14 protein-coding genes are annotated in these 16,961 nt (G+C 61.2%); 12 read left to right on the top strand and 2 right to left on the bottom strand.

The features are described from left to right. Window positions 1-299: 299 nt before the first annotated feature. The 4 genes from ACZRMO_RS21065 (at window position 300) to ACZRMO_RS21080 (ending at window position 5,344) form a co-directional block, all read left to right on the top strand. Window positions 300-857, top strand: coding sequence for a helix-turn-helix domain-containing protein (locus ACZRMO_RS21065; protein WP_010211306.1), 558 nt, complete (start codon window positions 300-302; stop codon window positions 855-857). A gap of 11 nt (window positions 858-868) precedes the next feature. Next, on the top strand, window positions 869-2,215 hold the full coding sequence (locus tag ACZRMO_RS21070; protein ID WP_463974082.1) for a glutamine synthetase family protein: 1,347 nt from the start codon (window positions 869-871) through the stop codon (window positions 2,213-2,215). Between the two features lie 21 nt (window positions 2,216-2,236). After that, the gene (locus tag ACZRMO_RS21075) at window positions 2,237-3,337 is read left to right on the top strand and encodes a DNA alkylation repair protein (RefSeq protein ID WP_463974083.1); all 1,101 of its coding nucleotides are present in this window, start codon (window positions 2,237-2,239) and stop codon (window positions 3,335-3,337) included. Between the two features lie 147 nt (window positions 3,338-3,484). Further along, window positions 3,485-5,344, top strand: a complete 1,860-nt coding sequence (locus ACZRMO_RS21080) for a DUF3857 domain-containing transglutaminase family protein (RefSeq protein WP_463974084.1) — start codon at window positions 3,485-3,487, stop codon at window positions 5,342-5,344. Between the two features lie 145 nt (window positions 5,345-5,489). Here ACZRMO_RS21080 and ACZRMO_RS21085 read toward each other — a convergent pair whose 3' ends face one another. Next, window positions 5,490-6,383, bottom strand: coding sequence for a LysR family transcriptional regulator (locus ACZRMO_RS21085; protein WP_463974085.1), 894 nt, complete (start codon window positions 6,381-6,383; stop codon window positions 5,490-5,492). A gap of 143 nt (window positions 6,384-6,526) precedes the next feature. Between ACZRMO_RS21085 and ACZRMO_RS21090 the strand changes: the two genes are divergently transcribed. The 6 genes from ACZRMO_RS21090 (at window position 6,527) to ACZRMO_RS21115 (ending at window position 14,463) form a co-directional block, all read left to right on the top strand. Then, window positions 6,527-8,173, top strand: a complete 1,647-nt coding sequence (locus ACZRMO_RS21090) for a GMC family oxidoreductase (protein ID WP_463974086.1) — start codon at window positions 6,527-6,529, stop codon at window positions 8,171-8,173. Between the two features lie 65 nt (window positions 8,174-8,238). Continuing rightward, window positions 8,239-9,861, top strand: a complete 1,623-nt coding sequence (locus ACZRMO_RS21095) for an MFS transporter (protein ID WP_463974087.1) — start codon at window positions 8,239-8,241, stop codon at window positions 9,859-9,861. A gap of 148 nt (window positions 9,862-10,009) precedes the next feature. Further along, complete coding sequence (locus ACZRMO_RS21100; protein WP_463974088.1) at window positions 10,010-11,953, top strand: DNA topoisomerase III; 1,944 nt, start codon at window positions 10,010-10,012, stop codon at window positions 11,951-11,953. A gap of 133 nt (window positions 11,954-12,086) precedes the next feature. Next, window positions 12,087-12,527 carry a CBS domain-containing protein gene (locus tag ACZRMO_RS21105; protein ID WP_463974089.1) on the top strand — a complete coding sequence of 147 codons (441 nt, stop codon included), beginning with the start codon at window positions 12,087-12,089 and terminating at the stop codon, window positions 12,525-12,527. 9 nt (window positions 12,528-12,536) lie between these two features. After that, window positions 12,537-13,382, top strand: coding sequence for an NAD-dependent protein deacetylase (locus ACZRMO_RS21110; protein WP_463974090.1), 846 nt, complete (start codon window positions 12,537-12,539; stop codon window positions 13,380-13,382). Window positions 13,383-14,133: 751 nt separating this feature from the next. Continuing rightward, entirely contained in the window at window positions 14,134-14,463 is a 330-nt protein-coding gene (locus ACZRMO_RS21115) for a hypothetical protein (RefSeq protein ID WP_017736562.1), read from the top strand. Between the two features lie 64 nt (window positions 14,464-14,527). Here the strand turns inward: ACZRMO_RS21115 and ACZRMO_RS21120 are convergent, their stop codons facing one another. After that, a complete protein-coding gene (locus ACZRMO_RS21120) occupies window positions 14,528-15,430 on the bottom strand; it encodes a LysR family transcriptional regulator (protein ID WP_463974091.1) in 903 nt (300 codons plus the stop codon). 133 nt (window positions 15,431-15,563) lie between these two features. Between ACZRMO_RS21120 and ACZRMO_RS21125 the strand changes: the two genes are divergently transcribed. After that, window positions 15,564-16,262 carry a CoA transferase subunit A gene (locus tag ACZRMO_RS21125; protein WP_003190329.1) on the top strand — a complete coding sequence of 233 codons (699 nt, stop codon included), beginning with the start codon at window positions 15,564-15,566 and terminating at the stop codon, window positions 16,260-16,262. 34 nt (window positions 16,263-16,296) lie between these two features. Next, window positions 16,297-16,956, top strand: coding sequence for a CoA transferase subunit B (locus tag ACZRMO_RS21130; RefSeq protein ID WP_463974092.1), 660 nt, complete (start codon window positions 16,297-16,299; stop codon window positions 16,954-16,956). Window positions 16,957-16,961: the final 5 nt, after the last annotated feature.

The raw sequence follows: 16,961 nt of genomic DNA on the forward strand, positions 1-16,961 counted from the left end.
TGAGTTGATGAGTGGTCACTTCACGCTAGCAACCACCCTCAATCCCCCCACCCAATTCAATATCCCCATGTTTCCACCCACCAATGTGGCGAGGGAGCTTGCTCCCGCTGGGCTGCGCGGCAGCCCCAAAAGCCCCCACCGAGAACTGCCTGGAAAACCTCGGCGTTTGAGTTGGGGCCGCTTCGCGGCCCAGCGGGAGCAAGCTCCCTCGCCACAGGAGCTTGAACAAACGCAGATATTTCATTGCCCATATGAAATAATTCATGTAATTTTTCATGAAATTATTCGACATAAATTTCATGACACCTCAAGAAGAACTCGCCACCCTCGCCGCGCTTATCCACGATCTGCGCAAGCACAAGAAGCTCACCCTCGCCCAGCTCGCGCAAAAGATCGAGCGCTCGGTGGGTTTCCTGTCCCAGGTCGAACGCGGCCTGTCACGCCCGACCGTGGCAGACCTCACTGCCATCAGCCACGCCCTCGACGTGCCCACCACCTACTTCTACAGCCAGCCCAAGCCCAAGGCCGTGGACTGGATCACCCGCCCCAACGAACGGCGCACCGTGTATTACGCCAACGGCATCACCGACATCCTCGTGTCGCCGAGCATGAACGGCGCCTTCTCGATGCTCGACAGCCTGCTCGCCCCAGGCGCCAACAGCGGTGAACAGACCATGAGTGACCGCGCCGAGCAGGCCGGTTTTGTGCTGGAAGGCGAATTGACGCTGTGGGTGGAGGGTGAAGCCGATTCGGTCACCCTCGGCCCCGGCGACAGCTTTCACCTGGCCAGTTTCGCCCACTGTCGCTACGCCAACCTGACCGACCTGCCCGCCCGCGTGCTGTGGGTTTACAACTAGGAGCTGCACCCGTGAAAAGCCATTCATCCACCCTGCTGGCCGAAGTACGGACCTTTCGCCAGAACCACCCCGACGTGCGTTACGTCGACCTGATCGCCCTGGACATTCCCGGGCACTTCTACGGCAAGCGTTATCCCATCGAGATGCTGGAAAAGGTCGCCGCCGGCAGCCCGCTCAAGCTGCCGCAGAACGCAGTGCTGCTAGGGGTTCAGGGTGGTTTGTTCAAGATTGGCGATTACTGCTTCAACGACGGCGACCCAGACGCCAACCGCCGCCTGGTACCGGGCACACTCAAGCCGGTGAGCTGGGAATCGCAACCGCTGGGCCAGATGCTGATCACCTCGGACGGCACCGAAGCGCCCATCGAATTCGAACCCCGCGAAGTGCTGGCCAAGGTGCTGGAACGCCTGCACCACAAAGGCATTCACCCGGTGGTGGCGTTTGAGTTGGAGTTCTATCTGTTCGACAAGAAACTCGACAACGGCCTGCCGCAATTCGCCCGCGACCCGCTTAGCGACGACGCCGACGACCAGCCCAACCTGCATATCGAACGCCTGTCGCGCTTCAGCGACGTGCTCGATGACATGGCGCAGACGGCAAAGGACCAAGGCATCGACATCACGGTGATCACCGCCGAAATCGGTCCCGGCCAGTTCGAGATCAACTTTGGTCACTTGGACGACGGCCTGCGCGCCGCCGACTGGGCCGCCCTGTTCTGCCGCAGCACCCGTGGCGTGGCGCTGAAACACGGCTACCGCGCCAGCTTCATGGCCAAGCCCTACCTGCAATACCCCGGTAGCGGCATGCATGTGCATGTCAGCCTGTATGACGCTGCGGGCAACAACCTGCTGGCGGCGCACCAGCAGCAACCCCTGCGCCATGCCGTGGCCGGTTGCCTGGAGTTGCTGCCGCACTGCATGCCGATCTTCTCGCCGAACCACAACGCCTTCCGCCGCCTGGGCGGCACGGTCAACGCCGCGACCCGCGCCAGCTGGGGCTTTGAAGACCGCGACGCGTGCGTGCGCATCCCCGAATCAGACCCACGCAACCTGCGCATCGAACACCGCCTGGCCAGCGCCGATGCCAACCCGTACCTGGTACTGGCGGCGATCCTTGTCGGTTTGGAACACGGCCTTGAAGCCAAGCGCGAACCCATCGCCCCACTGAACGACGACCGCAGCAGCGGCACCGATTTCCCCGTGGAGATGCTCGATGCGGTGCGCGCCATGCAGCATCAACCGGTATTGCGCGATAAGCTGGGCGCCGAATTTGTCGACGTGTACTGCGAGAACAAGCGCCAGGACCACTTGGCGTTCCAGCAAGAGATTCACGCCAGGGAATACCGCTGGTTTCTCTAAATCACCCCCATGGACTCACCGATGACCGACCACAGCGCCCCGGCCCTTAAAGAAATCTTCAATGTCGAACGCCTGCAACACATCGCCAGCGAAATGACCGCGGTGTACCCGGCGTTCGACGCCAAGGGCTTTCTCAAGCATGCCAAGGCCGGGCTGGCCGAGTTGTCGGTGCTGCAGCGCATGGCGCGGGTCAGCGAGAGCCTGCACGCGGTGATCCCCCTGGATTACCCACAAACCCTGGAGCTGCTGTATGCCCTGGCACCGCGCCTGAACAGCAGCTTTGTCAGCCTGTTCCTGCCGCATTACGTGGCGAGCTATGGAATGGATGACTTCGAACGTTCCATGGCCGCGCTCAAATATTTCACCACCTTTGGCTCCGCCGAATTCGCTATCCGCCCCTTCCTGCTGCACGACTTCCCGCGCACCCTGGCGGTGATGCAAACGTGGTCGCTGGACGCCAACGACCATGTGCGCCGCCTGGCCAGCGAAGGCTCGCGACCGCGCCTGCCCTGGTCCTTTCGCCTGGCCGACGTGCAGGCCAATCCCCAGTTGTGCGCGTCGATCCTCGACAACCTCAAGGCCGACCCCAGCCTGTACGTGCGCAAGTCGGTGGCCAACCACCTCAACGACATCACCAAGGACCACCCGGACTGGGTCCTCACGCTGATCGAAGGCTGGTCACTGGACAACCCCCACACCGCCTGGATCGCCCGCCACGCCCTGCGCAGCCTGATCAAGCAAGGCAACACCCGTGCGCTGACGATCATGGGCGCAGGGGCCAAGGCCGAGGTGACGATTCATCAGTTGAGCGTGACACCGGCGGTGATCAACCTTGGGGAGCGGATCAACCTGTCATTCAGCCTGGAGTCCACCGCTGACACCGCGCAAAAACTGGTGGTGGACTACGCCATCGACTACGTGAAAAGTGCGGGGCACAACGCAAAAAAGGTGTTCAAGCTCAAGGCGTTTACCTTGGGCGCGGGTGAACAGCACAGCATTCGGCGCGAGCAACATATCCGTGAGCTGACCACGCGCAAGCACTATCCCGGCAAACATGCAGTGCACATATTGATCAACGGCGAGCAGCTCGCCAGCGCCGAGTTCGAACTGCTAAAACCCTGACACAAATCAAACAAAAGGCTCTATCTCGGGCCTTTCAGCCAGATAGATTGTCGAACAATCCTGGCATTCTCCGTTGCGATCCATTATCATCCGGCGCCTTCTCGCTACCTGTCAGGTAGCTGTTTCAATGTGTCACCCGAGGCGCCCATGTACCGTTTTTCGTTTCACCGTCCCTTGCTTGCCATCAGTCTGGGGCTCGCAGCCCCTACCGTTTTCGCCGCGCTGCAACCCTTGGCCGAAGCCCCACTGGCCAGCGACACCGAGCTGCATTGCCACTTCAATCGTGACGCCAGCACCGACTGCACCACCACCTACCACTACACCATCCTCAAGCCCAACGGCCGTGAGATGCTCTCGCGCATCGACTTCGATTACGCCGAAGGCGACACCTTTGAAGTGATCAGCGCGCAATCCACCCAGCCCGGCGCCAAGCCGGTTGCCCTGGCCGATACGCAAATCGATACGCGCACTGCGCCCAACCCGGACCAGGGTTTCAGCCGCGACAAGCAGACGTCCCTGGCCTTCCCCAACCTGCGCGTCGGCACGCAGATTCGCTACACAGTGCGCGAACATCGCCCGGCCAAACCGCTAATGACGCAGTTTCACTACGCCCTCAAGTTCGGCCCCAGCGCGGCCCGGCGCGACCGCTTCAAGGCGCGGTTCACCGCCGAGCGGCCGATCCAGTGGCGCACTGAGCTGTTTGATGGCTTCAAGGTGACGCCATCGGCCAACGGCAAGACCCTGGACGTGGTGCAAAAAAAACCGACCTTTCTGAACTACATCAACGAATCGTCCAACGCTGCGCTGCTGCGCATCCCCCGCATCGAAGTGGGCAGCGCCGTGGAGCAACAGGCGTACTTCGGCGATTTCGCCCAGCGCTACAACCAGATCCTCGGCGCCAGCCTGCCGCCACAAAGCGCGGCTGCCGTCGCCGCCGCGCGCGACTTGGCGCCCGCCGAACGGGTCGGGGCGTTGATGCAGCACCTCAACGATCACTACCGCTATCTCGGCGATTGGCGTGCCACGGAGCGCGGTTATGTACCGTTCAACCTGGCGGAAATCGAGCAGCACGGCTATGGCGACTGCAAGGATCTGGCGATTCTGCTCACCGCCATGCTCAAGGCCAGCGGCATCCCCGCCGAATCCGCCTGGGTCAGCCGTGGCGATGTGGTGGAGTCGCTGTTGATACCTGGCACCAACGCGCCCAATCACGCCATCGTGCGTGCAGAAGTGAGCGGCCAGGTCTGGTGGCTGGACCCGACCAACCCGGTGTTTGCCCCGGGCCAAACCATGCCCGACATCCAGGACCGCTGGGTACTGGTCAACGACGCCCAGGGCCAGGTGCGCAAAGAACATATCCCGCTGGAACGCCCCGAAACCAGCCTGCGCCTGGACAAACAGGTGCACTACGACACGCAAGGCAACGCTGCAATCCAGGCCACCCTCGCCTTCAGCCGCCTGCCGCTGATGCAACTGAGCGTCGCCGATCGCCAGCAAGGCAGCACCGCCACCGACCAGAACATCTGCGCCAACTTCGGCCATGAAATCAGCGACTGCCACGTCACCCGCGCGGCCACCGGTTTTGTCGTACACGACGGGTATAGCGTCAACGCAACCATGAACGACCAGCGCGCGCTGGAGAAACTGGCGGATGGCTACGTCTACACCGATGAGTCGCTCAAAGGCCGCTGGGATGCCTTCGTCTACTACCGCCGCCAAGGGCAGCAGGCCGACCTCGACCAGGGCAACCCGGAAACCAATGACTACACCATTACTCTGAGCGGTGGGCAGATGGAAAAAGCCATCCCCGGCTGCCAGGTGCGCTCACCGTGGTACGACCTGGGCCTTGAAGGCCAGCGCGAAGGCGGTGCACTGCGCTATCACTATCGCCTGACCCAGAAGATGCGCTGGCTGACCCATGATGAAATGGTCAGCGCGGCGTTTGGAAAGATGGTCGACGAGGCACGGGCCTGTGCGGAGCAGGTGCATCAGGTGGTGAAGCTCTAATACCTTCCTGACACACCAAAATCCAAATGTGGGAGCGGGCTTGCTCGCGAAAGCGGAGTGTCAGTCAGTACAGGTGTGACTGATTCACCGCTTTCGCGAGCAAGCCCGCTCCCACACAAACCCACACAGGTTTATCCAATGTGGGTCAGTTGGATTCGCCGAGCAGCAACCCCTGCTCCCGCGCGCACAACTCCACCACGTAATCCCACAACACCCGCAACCGCACCGATTTGTGCAACTCCCGCCGCGAGCTGATCCAGTAGCTGCGCATGATCCCCTCCCCCGGCAGCAACGCCACCAACTCCGGGTCTGCCGAGGCCATGAAGCACGGCAACACGGCAATCCCCAAGCCCGAACGCGCCGCCTGGTGCTGGGCGATCACGCTGGTGCTGTGGAACACCACCTTGGGGTTGCGGCAGAAGCTGCTGAGGAATTTCAGTTCCTGGCTGAATAGCAGGTCGTCCACATAATCGATCCACGCGTGCGCCGCGAGGTCTTCGCGCTTTTCAATCGGCGGATTGCGCTCCAGGTAGTCGCGGCTGGCGTAAAGCGCGAGGCGATAGTCGGTGAGTTTGCGCGTGACCAGTTGGTCGACGCTGGGGCGCTCCAGGTGGATGCTGATCTCCGCTTCGCGGTTGAGGATGCTGACGAAGCGTGGCACCGCCACCAGTTCCACTTCCAGGCCTGGGTAGCGATCAAACAGCCCACCCATGCGGCTCGCGAGAAACATCACCCCCAGGCCTTCGGCTACGCCCAGGCGAATCTTGCCTAACGGCGCGGCGCTGTGGGTGAGTTCGTCCTCGGCCAAGAGCGCGACGTTTTCCATGGCTTCGGCGTGCTTGAGCAGCGCTTCACCAGCGGGCGTCAGCTCGTAGCCCTGGGCATGCTGCACAAACAGCGCAGTGCCAAGGCTTTTCTCGATGGCCTCGATATGCCGGGCGACGGTGGCGTGGGTGGTTTTCAGGCGTTGCGCGGCGGTGAGCAGGCGGCCGCTGCGCTGTAACTCCAGAAAGTAGCGCAGGTCATTCCAGTCGAACATGTCGCCTCCCTCTCCATGGTCCCGGGTCGCGTTATTTAAACTCACTGTTTAAAAACGCACAGCAGCTGGGTAAAAACTAACATTTTTAAGACGAAAACTAACAACTAGGATGAGGGCAATAAGAAAAACAAGCGAGACCCCAGATGCCCACTGCAACTGCTGAATACGATTACATCGTCGTAGGCGCCGGCCCCGCAGGCTGCCTGCTGGCCAATCGACTGTCCGCCAACCCCGCCCACCGCGTGCTGCTGCTCGAAGCCGGTGGCCGCGACAATTACCCCTGGATCCACATCCCCGTCGGCTACCTGTACTGCATCGGCAACCCGCGTACCGACTGGTGCTTCAAGACCGAAGCGCAAGAAGGCCTGCAAGGCCGTGCGCTGAGTTATCCACGGGGCAAGGTGCTGGGTGGCTGCTCGTCCATCAACGGCATGATCTACATGCGCGGCCAGGCCCAGGACTACGACGGCTGGGCGGCGGCAGGCAACCCGGGCTGGGCGTGGGACGATGTGCTGCCGCTGTTCAAGCAGAGCGAAAACCATTTTGCCGGTGGCTCGCAATTCCACAGCGATGGCGGCGAGTGGCGGGTCGAGCAACAGCGCCTGCACTGGCCGATCCTCGACGCGTTCCGCGATGCAGCCGCGCAAAGCGGCATCGCCAACATCAACGATTTCAACACCGGTGATAACGAAGGTTGCGGCTACTTCCAGGTCAACCAGAAGGCCGGCGTACGCTGGAACGCAGCCAAGGCGTTTCTCAAGCCGATCCGCCAGCGGCCCAATCTCACCGTGCTGACTGAAGTGGAAGTGGACCGCGTGCTCCTGGAAAACGGCCGCGCCACTCAAGTCGTCGGCCGTCAGTTGGGCCAGTCGCTGAGCTGGAGGGCGCGTAAGGAAATCGTGCTGTGTGCCGGCTCGGTGGGCTCTCCGGGCATCCTGCAACGTTCCGGGATAGGCCCGTCCAGCGTGCTAAAACCGTTGGGCATCGAGGTCGTGCGTGAACTGCCTGGTGTTGGCGGGAACCTGCAGGACCACCTGCAATTGCGCCTGATCTACAAACTGGAAAACGCTCGCACCCTGAACCAGGTCGCCGGCTCCGTATGGGGCAAGCTGGGCATGGGCCTGCAGTATCTTTACAACCGCAGCGGCCCGCTGTCGATGGCCCCCAGCCAGCTCGGCGCGTTCGCCCGCTCGGGCCCGGAACAGACCTCGGCCAACCTCGAATACCATGTGCAGCCGCTGTCACTGGAGCGTTTTGGCGAGCCGCTGCACGCGTTCCCGGCATTTACTGCGTCGGTCTGCGACCTGCGCCCGCAGAGCCGTGGCCGCGTGGATATCCGCTCGGCCAACCCGGCGGATGCGCCGCTGATCCAGCCCAATTACCTCAGCCATCCCGAAGATTTGCGCGTGGCCGCCGATGCGATCCGCCTGACGCGCCGCATCGTTGCCGCACCCGCCCTGCGCGCATTCAAGCCGGTGGAATACCTGCCCGGCGATTCCCTGCAAACCAGAGATGAACTGCACGAAGCCGCCGCGCGTATCGGCACGACGATCTTCCATCCAGTGGGCACCTGCCGCATGGGCAGTGATGCCGATGCGGTGGTCGACGCCCAACTTCGCGTGCATGGCGTGCCCGGCCTGCGCATCGCCGACGCCTCGATCATGCCGCGCATCACCTCCGGCAACACCTGCTCACCCACGCTGATGATCGCGGAAAAAGCCGCGCAGCTGATCCTTTCGCCGAACACAAGGAGCCTCACTGCGCAAAGAGAACTGGTCCATGCAATCTGAATAGCGGCGCCACACCTGGCGCCGACAGTGGAACAACAATAAATAATCACTGTGAGGGCTACCCGATGTCAGAACATGCTCAACCCCTGGGTTCGGTCATAGACGCGAGCACCAACAACGACTCAAAGAAAGTCATCTTCGCCTCGTCCCTGGGGACGGTGTTCGAGTGGTATGACTTTTTCCTCTACGGCGCGCTGGCAGCGGTGATCAGCAAGCAGTTCTTTGCCGGGGTCAACGACACCACGGCGTTTATCTTTGCCTTGATGGCCTTTGCGGCCGGCTTTGTAGTGCGGCCCTTCGGTGCGCTGGTGTTCGGCCGCCTGGGCGACATGATCGGGCGCAAGTACACCTTCCTGGTGACCATCATCCTCATGGGCGTGGCGACGTTTTGCGTGGGTCTGTTGCCGACCTACGCCAGCATCGGCATTGCCGCGCCGATCATCCTTATCGTGCTGCGCATGCTCCAAGGCCTGGCGCTGGGGGGCGAATACGGCGGCGCGGCGACCTATGTGGCCGAGCATGCGCCTGCGGGCAAACGCGGCTTTCATACCAGCTGGATTCAATCCACCGCGACCATCGGCCTGCTGCTGTCGTTGCTGGTGGTGCTGGCCTGCCGCTACTTCACCGGCGACCAGTTCGAAGTATGGGGCTGGCGCATTCCATTCCTGTTTTCCATCGTGCTGCTGGGCATTTCCACCTGGATCCGCATGAGCCTGCACGAGTCGCCGGCCTTCTTGAAAATGAAAGAGGAAGGCAAGGCAAGCAAAGCGCCGATCAGTGAGTCGTTCGGCAACTGGGACAACCTCAAGGTGGTGCTGATCGCGCTGTTCAGCATCAACGGCGGGCAAGCGGTGACCTTTTACGCGGCGCAGTTCTATGTGCTGTTCTTCCTCACCCAGTTCCTCAAGATGGACCCGGCCCTGGCCAACATGCTGCTGATCATCAGTGTGGTGATTGGCGCGCCGTTCTTTATCTTCTTTGGCTGGCTGTCGGACAAGGTCGGGCGCAAGCCGGTGCTGATGCTCGGCCTGCTGTTGGCCACCGTGCTGTACTTCCCGATCTTCAAAAGCCTGGCGCACTACACCAACCCGGCGATGGACCAGGCCAGCCAACAGGCACCGATCACCGTGCTGGCCGACCCGGCCACCTGCACTTTCCAGTTCGACCCGGTGGGCAAGGCGAAATTTGACAGCCCGTGCGACAAGGTCAAGACCTTCCTGGTCAAGCAGGGCCTGCCCTACAGCAGCGCCGCCGCCCCAGCGGGCAGCCCGGTGCAAGTGAGTGTGGGTGAAGTGCGTATCGACGGTTTTGACGAAGCGGCCCTGCGCGGCGCAGTGACCCTGGCCGGCTACCCGAGTTCGGCGGATGTGGCCCAGGTCAACAAAACCATGGTGGTGGTGCTGATCGTCGCACTGATCCTGATCGCAGCCATGTGCTACGGCCCGTTGGCCGCGTTGATGGTGGAACTGTTCCCGACGCGCATCCGCTACACCTCGATGTCCCTGCCCTACCACATCGGCAACGGCTGGTTTGGCGGGTTCCTGCCGACGGTTTCGTTTGCGTTGGTGGTGTACACCGGGGATATCTTCTATGGCCTGTGGTACCCGGTGGTGGTGACGGGGGTGAGCCTGGTGGTGGGGATGTTCTGCCTGAAGGAAACCCGGCACGTGGACATCGATAATAACTAAGCCAATCTGCTGTGGGAGGGGGCAAGCCCTTCCCACACTGGTTTTATGGCTGCCACACAAATTGCTGTACATCCATACAGATAATGGTTGATCAATGCCGGTTTACTGAGCATTCTGCACAGCATCAACCCGATCTGATGTGATAACCATGCGGCTGTACCTCTGTGAAAAACCCTCCCAGGCCAAGGACATTGCGGCCGTGCTCGGCGCCAGCCGCCGCGGCGACGGCTGCTGGCTGGGCAATGGGGTCACAGTCACCTGGTGCATCGGCCATCTGCTGGAAACCGCCCCGCCCGACGCCTACGACGCCAAGTACAAACGCTGGGTGCTGGCCGACCTGCCGATCGTCCCGGAAAAATGGAAGATGCGGGTCAAGCCCAAGACCGCCAGTCAGTTCAAGGCGGTCAAGCGACTGCTAGGGGAAGCCCAGGAACTGGTGATCGCCACCGACGCCGACCGCGAAGGCGAGATGATCGCCCGTGAGTTGGTGGAGCACTGTCGCTATCGCGGGACGATCCAGCGCTTGTGGCTGTCGGCACTGGACGATGCGTCCATTCGCAAGGCCCTGGCCGCACTCAAGCCCGGCGCCGAAACCTTCAGCCTGTACCACTCGGCCCTTGGCCGTTCCCGCGCCGACTGGCTGATCGGCATGAACATGAGCCGATTGTTTACCTTGCTCGGCCGCCAATCCGGGTATCAGGGCGTACTGCCCGTGGGCCGCGTGCAAACCCCGACCTTGCGCCTGGTGGTGGACCGCGACCGCAGCATCGCCGATTTCGTACCGGTGGCGTACTGGGCCATCGACGTAGACCTGCAACATCAGCACATGACCTTCACCGCCCAATGGCGCGCGGCCGAGGATGCCTGTGATGACCAGGGCCGTTGCCTCAACCTGCAACTGGCACAAGACGCCGCCGATGCGATGCGCCATGCGGCCAGCGCGCGCCTGGTCAAGCTACGTACCGAACGCATGCGCGAGGTGGCGCCCCTGCCCTTCGACCTCGGCACCCTGCAGGAAATCTGTTCCAAAAAGCTCGGCCTCGGCGCCCAGGAAACCCTCGACATCGCCCAGTCCCTTTACGAAACCCACAAGGCCATCACCTACCCGCGCAGCGATTGCGGCTACTTGCCGCTGAGCCAGCACAGCGACGCGCCGAAGATTCTCGCCGCCCTGGGCCGGGCCGATGCGGCCGTGAATGAACTGATGCCCCATCTCGACCCGCAACGCCGTTCGCGGGCGTGGAACGACGCCAAGGTCAGCGCCCACCACGGCATCATTCCCACCGGCGCCGGCAAGGACGCGGGGCAACTCACCGGCAAGCATCGCGCCGTGTACACACTGATTCGCGCACGCTACCTGGCGCAGTTCCTGCCCAACCATGAATACGATCGCACCCAGGCGGATTTCGACTGCGCCGGGCAAGCGCTGAGGGCGGTAGGCAAAGTGGTGATCGAGCCCGGCTGGAAACGCGCCCTGCCCGAAGCCCTGGCGCCCGCCAAGGGCCGCGAAGCCCCTGCACCGCAAGCCTTGCCCACGCTGGTACAAGGCCACGAGTATGCGGTGGCCAAGGTCAACCTCAAGGACCTGTGGACCCAACCGCCCAAGCCCTTTACCGAGGGCGACTTGATCAAGGCGATGAAAAACGTCGCCAAGCTGGTGGAAGACCCACTGCTCAAGCAAAAGCTCAAGGACACCACTGGCATTGGCACCGAAGCCACTCGCGCCGGGATTATCCAAGGGTTGCTGGACCGTGGTTACCTGGTGAAAAACGGCAAGGCCTTGTCGGCGACTCCGGCGGCGTTCAGCCTGATCGACGCCGTGCCCCGCGCCATCGCCGACCCGGGCACCACCGCGATCTGGGAGCAAGCCCTGGACATGGTGCAAAGCGGAGAGATGAGTCTGGAAGAGTTCGTCGCCAAGCAGGCGGCCTGGATGAGCAAGCAGGTGGCGCGCTGCAATGGCCTGCGCATGACCATCACCGGCCCGCCAGGCCAAGGCGCTGCTGCGCCGAGGAAAAAGAAGCGCAAGAGCGCCCCACGCAAGGCGGCTGCCAGCCCCCGGCGCGGCAAAAAACCGGCGAATGCCGGGTAAAACCGAAAAAAAGTCCGGCGAATGACGTTTTTCGACGGGTTTCACGCCGCTTTGGACCTTGCCCTCGCGTGGGCCGTCTAGGATTCTGTAGGGGACCCGCTGACTTCCTAACAACAACACCGGAGTGGCCGCCATGAAAACCGTTGCACAAGTGCTCAAAGCCAAGGACCAAAAGAATCAGGAAGTCCATGTCATCAAACACGACCACACCGTGTTTGAAGCGCTGGTCCGCATGTCGGAGAAAAACGTCGGGGCCTTGCCGGTCGTCCAGGATGGCGTAGTGGTAGGCATCATCAGCGAACGTGACTACGCGCGCAAAATCATGCTCAAGGGGCTGTCATCGGTCACCACGAAGGTCCACGAGGTGATGAGTTCTCCGGTGATCACCGTCGACACCCACAAAAAAGTCGATGAATGCATGAACATCATGACCGACAGCCACCTGCGCCACCTGCCCGTTGTCGAAGACGGCAAACTGCGAGGGCTGCTGTCCATTGGCGACCTGGTGAAAGAGGCCATCGCCGACCAGGCAGACCTGATCAAGCAACTGGAGCAATACATTCGCGGCGAATAGGGGAAACCCATGCTCGACAGCCTGGAACATCAGGATGACCACCTCGACACCCTGCATCGGGCCATGGCCGAACGGCGCTTTCTGGTGCTGACCGGTGCGGGAATCAGCACGTCCTCGGGAATACCCGACTATCGCGACAGCGAAGGCGTGCGCCGGGGCAAGGCGCCAATGATGTACCAGGAATTCCTCGCCACCGCGCAAGCCCGCCGCCGTTATTGGGCGCGGGCGATGCTGGGTTGGCCGAGGGTGCGCATCGCCCTGCCGAACCCCGCCCATCGAGCCCTGGCGGCCCTGCAACAACACCAACGCATCAGCGGGTTGATCACCCAAAACGTCGACACCCTGCATGACCAGGCCGGCAGCCATGACGTGATCGAACTGCACGGCAGCCTGCACCGGGTGCTGTGCCTGGACTGCCAGCAGCGCAGCCCGCGTGATGTGATCCAACAACGGATGGAACACGAGAATCCCTACCTGGCCGGCGTCGACGCCGTGCAAGCGCCCGATGGCGATACGCTGCTTGATCCTGCCTTTGAAGAACGCTTCCACATCCCTCACTGCCCCCATTGCAACGGTCAACGCTTGAAACCGGATGTGGTGTTCTTCGGCGAGAACGTCGCCCAGGCTACGGCCGCCAAGGCCATGGTGGCGGTGGAACAGGCCGAGGGGTTGCTGGTGGTCGGCTCATCCTTGATGGCTTATTCAGCGTTTCGCCTGTGCAAGGCGATGGTGGAACAAGGCAAGCCGGTGATTGCCATCAACCTGGGCAAGACGCGGGGGGATGAGTTGTTGCAAGTGAAGATCGAGGCATCGTGCGAACGGTTGTTGCCGTTGCTTGTTGAGCGCCTGACATAGCAACACCACCCCCATCTAAAATATGGCCCGGGCTTGTGTGGGAGCTGGCTTGCCTGCGATAGCGGTGGTTCAGTTGCAGAAATACCAGCTGACTGGCCGCCATCGCGAGCAAGCCCGCACACATTGATCGTCCCCACGCTCTGCGTGGGAATACCGCCAGTGACGCTCTGCGTCACGCCTTAAAAAACGGACGCAGAGCGTCCAAGGATGCATTCCCACGCAGAGCGTGGGAACGATCAACATAAAATCTCCCACAAGGTTTTGCAGTGAATCAGTCAGCTACGAGCCACGACCCGCAACGCCAAAAAATGACGCCCAAGTCACAATTTCACGCATCCCCCCGCCCCCACGGCGATTCATGTAGTGACCAAAAATAATCACTACATAACCGTTGACGTAACGTTTTTGTCCTTGCATTATCGAGACGTCTCCCGGATCGGGAGCGTTGGTAACAAGCGTTTTGAAAGAGCTCGTCTGACCGCCGAGCTGTTTTTTCCGGATGTGCACTGCCCACAAGGCAGATTGATGAAGCTGACCGGCCCGCAAGGATCGGTACAAGGAGCTCAAACGCTGCTTGTCTTCGTTATGAAACCATTGCGTAGCAGTTCATCAGCAAGACTACATGCATCAGGTTCAAGACCCTGCCCGTATTCGGCAGACCGTCACTGACGCCCGGTTTTCGCAACCGGAGACAACTAAGCAGTTTTAACGAATCAATTGATAGATCGCCAACTGGTCAAGGGGCTTACACATGAATCTGAACAACCAACCAACTATCGACGAATTGGCTGAGATGTTCGCAGCGCAGAAAGACACACTCGACGACCATATCCTGTGGATTGGTAAGTCGGGCGAAGTGCAACTTGACTGCCTGGCGCCCAATACCCAAGAAGCCGAATTTGACCGCAATAACCGTGAACTGGCAGCGCGCCTGAAGGTGTACCGCCGTGGCCAGGGTTATGTCGGCAAGAAGGCTGCAGCTGATCGCAACTTTATCGAACAAGTATTCGACACACTTAACAATGCCTGGGCAGCCGTCAAGGACAGCTCGCAAGTTAAAGTGATTGATCGCTACTACTAGAAAGTAACTTGTGCACTACTTGTGGGAGCTGGCTTGCCAGCTCCCACACTTGTTTGTGGTGTATTCAGAAAGTCGGAAAACGCCCCTTCGCCGCCTCATCCCGAAAAATATCAAACAGCACTTGTGCCGCCGCCGAGAGTTCATGCCCCGGTTTGGTCAGCACACCTATCGGCCGTTCGATCACCGGGTCGCGTAACGTAATGCAATGGGCGCCCGCCTCTTCCATCTGCCGCGCGCATAACGCGGGCACGGCGCTGACACCCAAACCGCTCGCCACCATCTTGCCCACCGTCGCCAGTTGATGGCTTTCCAGCGCCACCGGCAGCTTCATCTGCAAGGCACCCAGGTGTTCCTCCAGCATCACCCGCACGGTCGAAGGCCGTTGCAAGGTGATGAAGGGATGTTCCAGCAGGCTTTTCCAATCGACTTGACTGCATCGCGCTAGCGGCGAATCGCCCGGCACCACGGCAATGAAACGGTCCAGATACAGCGGCGTAAACGCCAGCGAAGAACCTTCAGAGGGCTCGAACGCCACGCCCAGCTCCACCTGGCGGTCGCGCACCATCTCCAGCACCTGCTCGTTGATCAAGTCATGCACGGTCACATTCACCTGAGGGTAACGCGCACGGAATATCTTCAGGATCGGCGGCAGCAGGTTGCCGGCAAACGAGGGCATCGCCGCCACCGTCACGCGCCCGCGTTGCAAAGTGAAGCGCTGGCGCAGTTCGTCTTCGGCGTTGTCCCAATCGGCAATCAACCGGCGCGCCAGGGGCAACAGGGATTCACCTTCAGGCGTGAGCGCGACGTTGCGGGTATTACGACTGAACAGGCGCCCGCCCAGCCCTTCCTCCAGGCCCTTGATGGTCAGGCTCAACGCCGATTGCGAGAGGTGCAGACGCTCGCAAGCGGCGGCAAAACTCAGGCTCTGGGCCACGGCGAGAAAGGCGCGCATCTGTTTAACGGTCATGAGGCTGCTCCGGACGACTGCTCGACTATGCTGTTTTTTAAATCAATCAACCTTAAAAAACAACTTAACAAATCAATCCGGCAGCGCAACACTCGGTTCATTGGCTGGCCCACAAACAATAAAAGAGGTGCATATGGCAGGTTTCGATAAACGCGTGGCGTCCTATGAAGAAGCGCTGGCGGGCCTGGAGGACGGCATGACTGTGCTCTCCGGTGGTTTTGGCCTGTGTGGCATTCCAGAAAACCTCATCGCCGAGATCAAGCGCAAAGGCACCCGCGACCTGACCGTGGTTTCCAACAACTGCGGCGTCGATGGTTTTGGCCTGGGCGTGCTGCTGGAACAAAAGCAGATCAGCAAGGTAATCGCGTCCTACGTCGGTGAAAACGCGCTGTTCGAGAAGCAGTTGCTCAGCGGCGAGATCGAAGTGGTGCTGACTCCCCAAGGCACCCTCGCGGAAAAAATGCGCGCAGGCGGCGCCGGTATCCCGGCCTTCTTCACCGCCACCGGCGTCGGCACGCCCGTTGCCGAGGGCAAGGAAACCCGCGAATTCAAAGGCCGCCCGTACCTGATGGAAGAGTCCATCACCGGCGACTTCGCCATCGTCAAAGGCTGGAAAGCCGACCACTTCGGCAACGTCATCTATCGCCACACCGCCCAGAACTTCAACCCGCTGGCCGCCACTGCCGGCAAGATCACCGTGGTCGAAGTCGAGGAAATCGTCGAACCGGGCGAGCTGGACCCGGCGCAGATCCACACCCCTGGCATCTACGTCGACCGGATCATCTGCGGCACGTTCGAGAAGCGCATCGAACAGCGCACCGTACGCAAATAATCCGCCTCCAGCCCGAACAATAAGGACTCAGAACATGGCTCTTACCCGCGAACAAATGGCTCAACGCGTCGCCCGCGAGATGCAGGACGGTTTCTACGTCAACCTCGGTATCGGCATCCCGACCCTGGTGGCCAACTACATCCCCGACGGCATGGAAGTGATGCTGCAATCGGAAAACGGCCTGCTGGGCATGGGACCGTTTCCGACCGAAGACACCATCGATGCCGACATGATCAACGCCGGCAAACAGACCGTCACCGCGCGCATTGGCGCGTCGATCTTCTCCTCTGCCGAATCCTTCGCGATGATTCGCGGCGGCCACGTCGATCTCACCGTGCTCGGCGCCTTTGAGGTGGACGTACAGGGCAACATCGCCTCGTGGATGATCCCCGGCAAGCTGGTCAAGGGCATGGGCGGCGCCATGGACCTGGTGGCCGGCGCGGAAAACATCATCGTGATCATGACCCATGCGTCCAAGGACGGTGAGTCGAAACTGCTCAGCCAGTGCAGCCTGCCGCTGACCGGTGCGAACTGCATCAAGCGTGTGCTGACGGACCTGGCGTACCTGGAAATCGAAGATGGCGCTTTTGTCCTCAAGGAACGCGCACCTGGCGTCAGCGTTGAAGAGATTGTGAGCAAGACCGCCGGTAAACTGATCGTCCCGGACCACGTTCCAGAAATGCACTTCCAGTGAGGACA

It is taken from the genome of Pseudomonas sp. B611, assembly GCF_055407965.1.

What these genes read in the sequence shown, in the direction of transcription:
- ACZRMO_RS21065 (WP_010211306.1), top strand. Translation starts at nt 300, where the DNA reads ATGACACCTCAAGAAGAACTCGCCACCCTCGCCGCGCTTATCCACGAT.
- ACZRMO_RS21075 (WP_463974083.1), top strand. Translation starts at nt 2,237, where the DNA reads ATGACCGACCACAGCGCCCCGGCCCTTAAAGAAATCTTCAATGTCGAA.
- ACZRMO_RS21080 (WP_463974084.1), top strand. Translation starts at nt 3,485, where the DNA reads ATGTACCGTTTTTCGTTTCACCGTCCCTTGCTTGCCATCAGTCTGGGG.
- ACZRMO_RS21085 (WP_463974085.1), bottom strand. Translation starts at nt 6,383, where the DNA reads ATGTTCGACTGGAATGACCTGCGCTACTTTCTGGAGTTACAGCGCAGC.
- ACZRMO_RS21090 (WP_463974086.1), top strand. Translation starts at nt 6,527, where the DNA reads ATGCCCACTGCAACTGCTGAATACGATTACATCGTCGTAGGCGCCGGC.
- ACZRMO_RS21095 (WP_463974087.1), top strand. Translation starts at nt 8,239, where the DNA reads ATGTCAGAACATGCTCAACCCCTGGGTTCGGTCATAGACGCGAGCACC.
- ACZRMO_RS21100 (WP_463974088.1), top strand. Translation starts at nt 10,010, where the DNA reads ATGCGGCTGTACCTCTGTGAAAAACCCTCCCAGGCCAAGGACATTGCG.
- ACZRMO_RS21105 (WP_463974089.1), top strand. Translation starts at nt 12,087, where the DNA reads ATGAAAACCGTTGCACAAGTGCTCAAAGCCAAGGACCAAAAGAATCAG.
- ACZRMO_RS21110 (WP_463974090.1), top strand. Translation starts at nt 12,537, where the DNA reads ATGCTCGACAGCCTGGAACATCAGGATGACCACCTCGACACCCTGCAT.
- ACZRMO_RS21115 (WP_017736562.1), top strand. Translation starts at nt 14,134, where the DNA reads ATGAATCTGAACAACCAACCAACTATCGACGAATTGGCTGAGATGTTC.
- ACZRMO_RS21120 (WP_463974091.1), bottom strand. Translation starts at nt 15,430, where the DNA reads ATGACCGTTAAACAGATGCGCGCCTTTCTCGCCGTGGCCCAGAGCCTG.
- ACZRMO_RS21125 (WP_003190329.1), top strand. Translation starts at nt 15,564, where the DNA reads ATGGCAGGTTTCGATAAACGCGTGGCGTCCTATGAAGAAGCGCTGGCG.
- ACZRMO_RS21130 (WP_463974092.1), top strand. Translation starts at nt 16,297, where the DNA reads ATGGCTCTTACCCGCGAACAAATGGCTCAACGCGTCGCCCGCGAGATG.